At 67.5% G+C, this 9,124-nt stretch carries 5 protein-coding genes; all 5 read left to right on the forward strand.

What is annotated here, in order from left to right; genetic code table 11:
• Positions 1–309: 309 nt before the first annotated feature.
• Positions 310–2,172, forward strand: coding sequence for a type VII secretion AAA-ATPase EccA (gene eccA / locus BN972_RS00390; RefSeq protein ID WP_036351571.1), 1,863 nt, complete (start codon positions 310–312; stop codon positions 2,170–2,172).
• Positions 2,169–3,773 (forward strand): type VII secretion protein EccB, encoded by a 1,605-nt coding sequence (eccB, locus tag BN972_RS00395; RefSeq protein ID WP_036351574.1) that lies wholly within the window; start codon positions 2,169–2,171, stop codon positions 3,771–3,773. Before eccA ends, eccB begins: the two co-directional genes overlap by 4 nt.
• Entirely contained in the window at positions 3,770–7,792 is a 4,023-nt protein-coding gene (locus BN972_RS00400) for a type VII secretion protein EccC (RefSeq protein ID WP_036351577.1), read from the forward strand. Before eccB ends, BN972_RS00400 begins: the two co-directional genes overlap by 4 nt.
• Complete coding sequence (locus tag BN972_RS00405) at positions 7,789–8,097, forward strand: PE family protein (protein WP_036351580.1); 309 nt, start codon at positions 7,789–7,791, stop codon at positions 8,095–8,097. The genes BN972_RS00400 and BN972_RS00405 overlap by 4 nt, the downstream gene beginning before the upstream one ends.
• A 2-nt stretch (positions 8,098–8,099) precedes the next feature.
• On the forward strand, positions 8,100–9,124 hold a 1,025-nt coding region (locus BN972_RS00410), incomplete at its 3' end, for a PPE family protein (protein WP_148305384.1).

The raw sequence follows: 9,124 nt of genomic DNA on the forward strand, positions 1-9,124 counted from the left end.
GTGCGGGTGCGTATCGAGCCGGCCTACACGATGACCATCGGTCATGGCGCCGATGGCGCATGTATCGGCACCCGCCGTTGTTAATGAAAATCATATTCAGTAAGCTGCAAGCCTGGTGGTCGGTTCGTGACGCACCGGGAAAATCTTGCAGGTCAGCGGCGTAGGACGGGAGTGTTAGTGCTGAATCGCACGCTTTTGGCCGCCTCGACAGTTAGCTTAGGGAATGCTAACTTCGGGTGGCTAACCTCAGGCGGAGCTGGTCGGAGTTAGCCGGTGGCGACCTTAACTACTTCAGGAGACGGCGGGGGCGTGGAACGCGGTGATATCGGCATGCTTGCGGCTAAACCCCTCGCATCCCGGACAGTCGGCAGGGTAGACGGCGACGTCGTCAGCAGGTTTGCCACCTGCTGCCGTGCGCTGGGCATCGCCGTTTACGAGCGGCAGCGGCCCGCGGACCTCGATGCGGCCCGCTCGGGGTTCAGTGCGCTCACCCGGATCGCGCACGAGCAGTGCGACGCCTGGACCGGCCTAGCCGCCGCGGGTGACACCTCCGCGCACGTGCTGGAACAGGTCGCCCGCACCGCGGCCACGGCCGGGGTGCTGCAACGACAGGTCGAACTAGAGCGTGGGGCCCTCGGTTTTCGTTACGACACCGGCCTCTACCTCCAGTTCCGCGCTACCAGCCCAGATGATTTCCACCTGGCCTACGCGGCCGCCCTCGCGTCGGCCGGTGGTGCGGCCGAATATGCCCGCGCCTATGAGATCGTCAGCCGTATCGCCGAGCGCCGGCCCAAGTTACGCGAGGCCCGCTGGATAGCCGTCGTCATCAACTACCGTGCGGAGCGCTGGTCGGACGTCGTCAAGCTGTTGACCCCGATCGTCAATGACCCCGATCTGGACGGGGCTTTCGCGCATGCGGTGAAGATCGCCCTGGGCACCGCGCTGGCCCGACTCGGCATGTTCGCCCCGGCGCTGTCGTATCTCGAGGAGCCGGAAGGTCCCATCGCGGTCGCCGCGGTCGACGGCGCGCTGGCCAAAGCGCTTGCGCTGCGGGCACATGTCGACGAGGAAGCCGCCAGCGAGGTGTTGCACGAGCTGTACGCGGCCAATCCCGAGAACGAAGAGATCGAGCAGGCGCTGTCGGATCCGAGCTTTGGCATGGTGACCACGACGGCGGCCCGCATCGAGGCGCGAACCGATCCGTGGAACCACGAAACCGAGCCCAGCGACGCCGATTTCGTCGATCCGGGCGCCCGGGAGCGTAAAGCCGCACTGCTGGCCGAGGCCGAAGTACAGCTCAACGAGTTCATCGGTCTGGACGAGGTCAAAAACCAGGTGTCGCGGCTGAAGAGTTCGGTCGCCATGGCCGTGCTGCGCCAGCAGCGTGGGCTTGCCGTCGCGCAGCGCACCCACCACCTGGTTTTCGCCGGCCCGCCCGGGACGGGTAAGACCACCATCGCCCGCGTCGTCGCGAAAATCTATTGCGGTCTGGGACTTTTGAAGCGAGAGAACATCCGCGAGGTGCACCGTGCCGACCTGATCGGTCAGCACATCGGTGAGACCGAGGCCAAGACCAACGCCATCATCGACAGCGCGCTGGACGGCGTGCTGTTCCTGGACGAGGCCTACGCACTGGTGGCCACCGGGGCCAAGAACGACTTCGGGCTGGTTGCCATCGATACGTTGCTGGCGCGCATGGAAAACGACCGAGACCGGTTGGTGGTCATCATCGCCGGGTACCGCGCCGATCTGGACAAGTTCCTCGACACCAACGAGGGTCTGCGGTCCCGGTTCACTCGTAGCATCGACTTCCCGTCCTACCAGCCCTCCGAGTTGACCGAGATCGCCAATCTCATGGCCCAGCAACGGGACAGCGTCTTCGAGCAGGCGGCGCTGGATAGCATGCAGGCGCTGTTCACCCATCTGGCCGAGACATCGTCACCGGACAGCAACGGGATCGCCCGCCGCAGTCTGGACATCGCAGGCAACGGTCGGTTCGTGCGAAACATCGTCGAACGGTCGGAGGAGGAACGCGAATTCCGGCTCGACCACTCCGAACAAGCAGGTACGGGTGAATTCACCGACGAGGACTTGATGACCATCACTGCGCAAGACGTCGCCAACACGGTCGCTCCGCTGCTGCGCGGCCTCGGACTGTCGGTACCGGCATGAGCGGCAAGAGCGAGTACGACAGCGAGCGGGAGGACGACCGGCGTTCGTTCACTTCCCGGACGCCGGTCAACGAAAATCCCGACAAGGTGGAGTACCGCCGCGGCTTCGTCACCCGCCATCAGGTGAGTGGCTGGCGGTTCGTGATGCGCCGCATCGCCTCCGGTATCGCGCTGCACGACACCAGGATGCTGGTCGACCCGCTGCGCACCCAGTCCCGGGCGGTGCTGATGGGCGTGCTGCTGCTGATCACCGGATTGATTGGCTGCTTTGTCTTTTCGCTGATCCGGCCGAATGGTCAGGTGGGCAACAACACGGTGCTGGCGGACCGGTCGACCGCCGCGTTGTATGTGCGGGTCGGTGAGCAGTTGCACCCGGTGCTCAACCTCACCTCGGCCCGGCTGATCGCGGGTCAACCGGTCAATCCGACCACGGTGAAAAGCGCTGAGCTGGACCGCTTTCCGCGCGGCAACCTGATCGGGATTCCCGGCGCTCCAGAGCGCATGGTGCAGAGCACGTCGCGCGATGCGGACTGGACGGTGTGTGACGGCGTCAGCGGCCAACCCGGCCGCGGCGCGCACAGCACCGGTGTCACCGTGATCGCCGGTCAGCCGTATAGCGAAGGCGCCCGGGCTAGGGCGATCAATCCCGGCCAGGTGATCCTGGTTGACAGCGGCGACGGCAGTTGGCTGCTGTGGGAAGGCAAGCGCAGCCGGATCGACCTCGCCGACCGTGCCGTCACCAATGCCCTGGGGCTCGGCACCGACGTGCCGGCGCCGCGGCCGATCGCACCGGGGCTGTTCAACGCGATTCCGGAAGCGCCGCCGCTGGCCGTGCCGCCCATTCCGAACGCGGGTGCTCCGGCCGCCTTCGCCGTGCCCGCGCCGATCGGCGGGGTGGTGGTGTCGTATGCGGTCGACCGCAGTTCGTCGGAGAACATCACCTACTACGGGGTGCTGCCGGATGGGTTGCAGCCGATCTCACCGGTGCTGGCCGCGATCCTGCGCAATTCCAACTCCTATGGCCTGCAGCAGCCGCCGCGGCTGGGTGCCGACGACGTCGCCAAGCTGCCGGTGTCGCGCCTGCTGGACAGCAGCCGCTACCCCGCCCAGCCGGTCACGCCGATCAATGCCGGCAGCAGTCCGGTCACCTGCGCGTTCTGGACCAAGCCGGCCGGGGCGGCCACGAGTTCGCTGAGCTTGCTCTCGGGCTCGGCGCTGCCGGTGGCCGAGGGGCTGCACACCGTCGAGTTGGTCGGCGGTGGCGCGAAGGTCGCGCTGGCCCCCGGTACCGGTTACTTCACCCAGACCGTCGGCGGGGGCGCGGCCGCGCCGCCCACCGGATCGCTGTTCTGGGTCTCCGACACCGGGGTCCGCTACGGCATCGACAACGAGGCCGACGGCCGGTCCGGAGCCAGTGGTCACGGCAAAGCCGTTGAGGCGCTGGGACTTCAGTCCCCGCCGCTCGGCATCCCGTGGTCGATTCTGTCCTTGTTCGCACCCGGCCCGACGCTGTCGCGTGCCGACGCGCTGCTGGCGCACGATGGCCTGCCGGCCGACAGTCGACCGGGCCGTCCGGTATCCGCCGAAGGGGAGCCCCGATGAGCAGACTGATCTTCGAGGCCCGGCGGCGACTGACGCCGCCGAGTGCCCGGAAGGGCACCATCACCATCGAGGCACCACCGGAGTTGCCGCGGGTGATCCCGCCATCGCTGTTCCGGCGTGCGATGCCGTACTTGATCGGAATCCTGATCGTCGGCATGATCGTCGCGCTGTTCGCCACCGGGATGCGCCTGATATCGCCGCAGACGCTGTTCTTCCCGTTCGTGCTGTTACTGGCCGCGACCGCGCTGTACCGCGGGGACAGCAACAAGACACGGACCGAGGAAGTCGACGCTGAGCGGGCCGACTACCTGCGCTACCTGTCGGTGGTTCGGGACAACATCCGGGCTCAGGCGGCCGAGCAGCGCGCGGCAGCGCAGTGGTCGCACCCCGAACCGCAGGCCCTCACCGCGGTGCCGGGCTCGCGTCGTCAGTGGGAACGGGACCCGGACGACCCCGACTTCCTGGTGGTCCGCGCCGGTCGCCACTCCGCACCGCTGGCTACCACGCTGCGGGTGAGCGACACCGCCGACGAGATCGACCTGGAGCCGGTGTCGCACAGCGCTTTACGCAGCCTGCTTGACACCCAGCGCACGGTCCGCGACGTGCCGACCGGAATCGACCTGACAAAGCTGTCACGCATCAAGGTGTTGCCGGGCGCGGCGGGCGACCCCGCCGAGGTCCGGGCAGCGGTGCGGGCGTGGATCGCCCAGGCCGTGACCTGGCACGACCCGACGGTGCTGGGAGTGGCGGTCGCCGCCCGTGATATCGAGGGCGCGGACTGGTCCTGGCTGAAGTGGTTGCCGCACGTCGACATTCCCGGGCAGGTCGACGGTGTCGGCCCGGCCCGGTACTTGACCACCGATGCCGACGAGCTGGTCGAGCTGTTGGGCTCGGCGCTGGAAGACCGCCCGGCCTTCACCGGGCGGCCCGTCGACGCGCTGCGCCACTTGTTGATCGTCGTTGATGACCCCGATTACGACCTGAATGCCTCGACGCTTGCGGTGGGCCGGGCCGGTGTCACCGTGGTGCACGTCTCGGCGACGGCGCCGCACCGGGAGCAGTACTCGGACCCGGAGAAGCCGATCCTCAAGATTGAGACCAAAAATGGGAAAAGTGCCATCGCGCGGTGGCAGACGGGCGGTTGGCAGCCCTACGTCGACGACGCCGACGCGTTCGGGGTGGACGAGGCTTCCCATCTGGCCCGCCGGCTGTCCCGGTGGGACTCCAACCCCACCCACACCGGGTTGCGCTCGGCCGCTACCCGCGGGGCAAACTTCACCACGCTGCTTGGCATTCCGGATGCCTCGCACCTCGACGTGCCGGCGCTGTGGGCGCCCCGGCCGCGTGACGAGGAATTGCGCGTCCCGATCGGTGTCACCGCCACCGGCGAGCCGCTGATGTTCGACCTGAAGGACGAAGCCGAGGGCGGGATGGGCCCGCACGGCCTGATGATCGGTATGACCGGTTCCGGGAAGTCCCAGACGTTGATGTCGATCCTGTTGTCGCTGTTGACGACTCACTCCGCTGACCGGCTGATCGTTATCTACGCCGACTTCAAGGGTGAGGCCGGTGCGGACAGCTTCCGCAACTTCCCACAGGTCGTCGCGGTGATCTCGAACATGGCAGAGAAGAAGTCGCTGGCCGACCGGTTCGCAGACACGCTGCGCGGCGAGGTGGCCCGGCGCGAGATGCTGCTGCGGGAGGCCGGCCGCAAGGTGCAGGGCAGCGCGTTCAACTCGGTCACCGAGTATGAGAACGCTCGGGCAGGGGCGGGTGCAGCGCTCGATTTACCCCCCATCCCAACGCTTTTCGTGGTCGCCGACGAGTTCACCCTGATGCTGGCAGATCACCCGGAATACGCGGAGCTGTTCGACTATGTGGCCCGCAAGGGCCGCTCGTTCCGCATCCACATTCTGTTCGCATCGCAGACGCTGGACGTGGGCAAGATCAAAGACATCGACAAGAACACCTCTTATCGCATCGGCCTGAAGGTGGCCAGCCCCAGCGTGTCTCGACAGATCATCGGTGTGGAGGACGCCTATCACATCGAATCGGGCAAGGAGCACAAGGGCATCGGGTTCCTGGTGCCCGCACCGGGCGCGGCCCCGATCAAGTTCCGCTCCACCTACGTCGACGGCATCTACGAACCACCGCAGGCGGCAAAGACATTGGTGGTGCAATCCGTTCCGGAGCCGAAGCTGTTCCCGGCTGGGCGGGTGGAGCCCGATCCGGGCACCGTCATCTCCGGTGGCGACCAGGAAGAGCAGACCGGCCCGCCGCGCAAGCTGATCGCGACGATCGGCGAGCAGTTGGCCGGCTACGGGCCGCGCGCGCCGCAGCTGTGGCTGCCGCCGCTGGACGAGCCGATCCCGCTGACCTCCGTGCTGGCGCGCGCCGGGGTGCCGGCGCGCCAGTGGCGCTGGCCGCTGGGCGAGGTCGACAAGCCGTTCGAGATGCGCCGCGACCCGCTGGTGTTCGACGCGATGTCGGCAGCCGGGAACATGCTGATCCACGGTGGCCCCAAGTCCGGGAAATCCACTGCGCTGCAGACGTTCATTCTGTCGGCGGCCAGTCTGCACTCACCGCGCGAGGTCACATTCTACTGCCTGGATTACGGCGGCGGGCAACTCCGCGCTCTGGATGACCTGGCGCACGTCGGCACCGTCGCCACGGCGCTGGAACCCGAACGCATCCGGCGTACCTTCGGCGAGCTGGAGCAGCTGCTGCTGGCTCGCCAGCAGCGCGAGGCGTTTCGGGATGCGCCCAACGGACACCACAACGGCTCCAAGCAGAATGACGGGTTCGGCGAGGTGTTCCTGGTCATCGACAACCTGTATGCCTTCGGCCGGGACAACACCGACCAGTTCAACACCCGGAACCCGTTGCTGGCCAAGGTGACCGAACTGGTCAATGTAGGGCTGGCCTACGGCATTCACGTGGTCATCACGACGCCGAGCTGGCTAGAGGTGCCGTTGGCGATGCGCGACGGGCTGGGCTTGCGTCTCGAGCTCAAGCTGCACGACGCGCGCGACAGCAACGTGCGCGTGGTCGGTGCGCTGCACCGTCCCGCCGACGCCATCCCCAACGACCAGCCGGGTCGCGGATTGACCATGGCCGCACAACATTTCCTGTTCGCGGAACCGGAGCTGGACCAGATAGCCGTGATCAACGCCCGGTACCCGGGCCAGGTCGCGCCGCCGGTGCGCTTGCTGCCCACCAACTTGGCACCGGCGACCGTCGGCGCGGTGTGGCGGGGGCCGGAACAGGTGGTCATCGGCCAGCGCGAGCAGGACCTGGCACCGGTGGTGCACGACTTCGCCGAGAACCCACTGCTGATGGTGTTCGGCGACAGCAAGTCCGGCAAGACCACGCTGCTGCGCCACATCATCCGCACGGTGCGCGAGCACTCGAGTCCCGACCAGGTGGCGTTCACCGTGCTGGACCGCCGACTGCACCTCGTCGAAGAGCCGTTGTTTCCCGACAACGAGTACACGGCAAACATTGACCGGGTCACGCCGGCGATGATCGGGCTGGCGAACCTGATCGAAGCGCGCCGACCACCGGCGGGCCTGTCGCCGGCTGAGCTGTCGCGCTGGACCTATGACGGCCACACCCACTACCTGATCATCGATGACGTGGACCAGATCCCGGACTCGGCGGCAACCAGCGGACCCTACCTGGGGCAGCGCCCTTGGTCCCCGCTCATCGGACTGCTCGGGCAAGCCGCCGACCTGGGGCTACGGGTCATCGTCACCGGACGCGCATCCGGATCCGCGCACGGCTTGATGACGAATCCGTTGCTGCGCAGGTTCAACGACCTGCAGGCCACCACGCTGATGTTGGCCGGTAACCCGCAGGACAGCGGAAAGATCCGCGGGCAGCGATTCAGCCGGTTGCCGGCCGGACGGGGAATCTTGTTGTCCGACAGTGATACTCCGACTTTCGTGCAATTGATCAACCCCCTCGCCGGCGAGGGCGCGATATTCGGTGAAACGCAACAGAAGGGAAGTCAGTCATGACGTTGCGAGTGGTTCCTGAAGGATTGGCAGCCGCGAGCGCCGCAGTGGAGGCGCTGACGGCGAAGCTGGCGGCCGCGCATGCCGCGGCAGCGCCGCTGATCACCGCGGTGGTGCCGCCGGCGGCAGACCCGGTGTCGCTGCAGACCGCCGCCGGGTTCAGTGCGCAGGGCCAGGAGCACGCGGCGGTCGCGGCTCAGGGTGTCGAGGAACTGGGTCGCGCCGGTGTCGGTGTGGCCGACGCCGGCGCCAGCTACCTCGCCGGTGACGCGGCGGCCGCTGCGACCTATGGGATCTCGGGCGGCTGACAATGATCTCCCCGCTGGGGCCAATCTGGATTGCTTCGCCGCCCGAGGTGCATTCGGCGTTGCTGAGTAGTGGACCGGGACCGGCGTCGCTGTTGGCGGCGGCCGCGGCCTACAACGAGCTCAGTGCCGAATATGCCGCCACGGCAGCGGAACTCAGTGGCCTGGTGGGGACGGTCGCTCGGGGTGCTTGGCAGGGTCCCAGCGCCGAGCGGTATGTGGCCGCACATCAGCCGTACGTCGGGTGGCTGCAGCAGGCGAGCGCCGACGCCGCGGGGGCGGCGGCTCAACACGAAGCCGCGGCGACGGCCTACACCACCGCCCTGGCGGCAATGCCGACGCTGGCCGAGCTGGCCGCCAACCACCTGATGCACGGCGTCCTGGTGGCCACGAATTTCTTCGGTATCAACACCATTCCGATTGCCCTAAACGAGGCCGACTACCTACGGATGTGGTTGCAGGCCGCCGCAACCATGGGCCTTTACCAGGCGGCGGCGGGTGCGGCACTGGCAACGGCGCCGCGCATCGCGCCCGCCCCGCCGGTGGTCACGTCACAGGCCGCTCCGGCCGTACTGCAGACCAGCGCGGTGGCGCCGGCCGCCGAGGCCAACCCGTTCACGAACATCATCGACGCGATCGTCGGCCTGCTGAAGGCGTATGTGTTGATGCTGCCGGACGGGCAGTTGCTGTGGGACTTCCTGTCGGATCCCCTCCCGGCGATCGAGCAGATGATCATCGACTTCGCCACGAACCCGCAAGCCGCCCTGGTCACCTGGGGCCCGTTGCTCTTTGCGCTCGGTTACCAGGCGTTCTTCCAGCCGGTCGGCTGGGGCACCTGGGGGACGCTGCTGAGTGCCCCCGCATGGCTGCCGCCGTTGCTTGCGGTGGGTCTCGGCAGCCTGGGCTTGTTGGGTCTGATCAATTTCGACGTCCCCGCCGAGATCCCCGCGGAGACAGCCGTTCCCGGCCCCGGGGTGGGGCAGCAGCACAGCTTTGGAGTCGCCGGCCTCGGTTCGACCGTCGCCGGCCC

The sequence above is a fragment of the Mycobacterium asiaticum DSM 44297 genome (genome assembly GCF_000613245.1).
In the GTDB taxonomy this organism is placed as follows: Bacteria; Actinomycetota; Actinomycetes; order Mycobacteriales; family Mycobacteriaceae; genus Mycobacterium; species Mycobacterium asiaticum.

Coding starts and splice junctions, on each gene's coding strand:
- BN972_RS00400 (WP_036351577.1), top strand. CDS start 3,770: ATGAGCAGACTGATCTTCGAGGCCCGGCGGCGACTGACGCCGCCGAGT.
- eccB (WP_036351574.1), top strand. CDS start 2,169: ATGAGCGGCAAGAGCGAGTACGACAGCGAGCGGGAGGACGACCGGCGT.
- BN972_RS00405 (WP_036351580.1), top strand. CDS start 7,789: ATGACGTTGCGAGTGGTTCCTGAAGGATTGGCAGCCGCGAGCGCCGCA.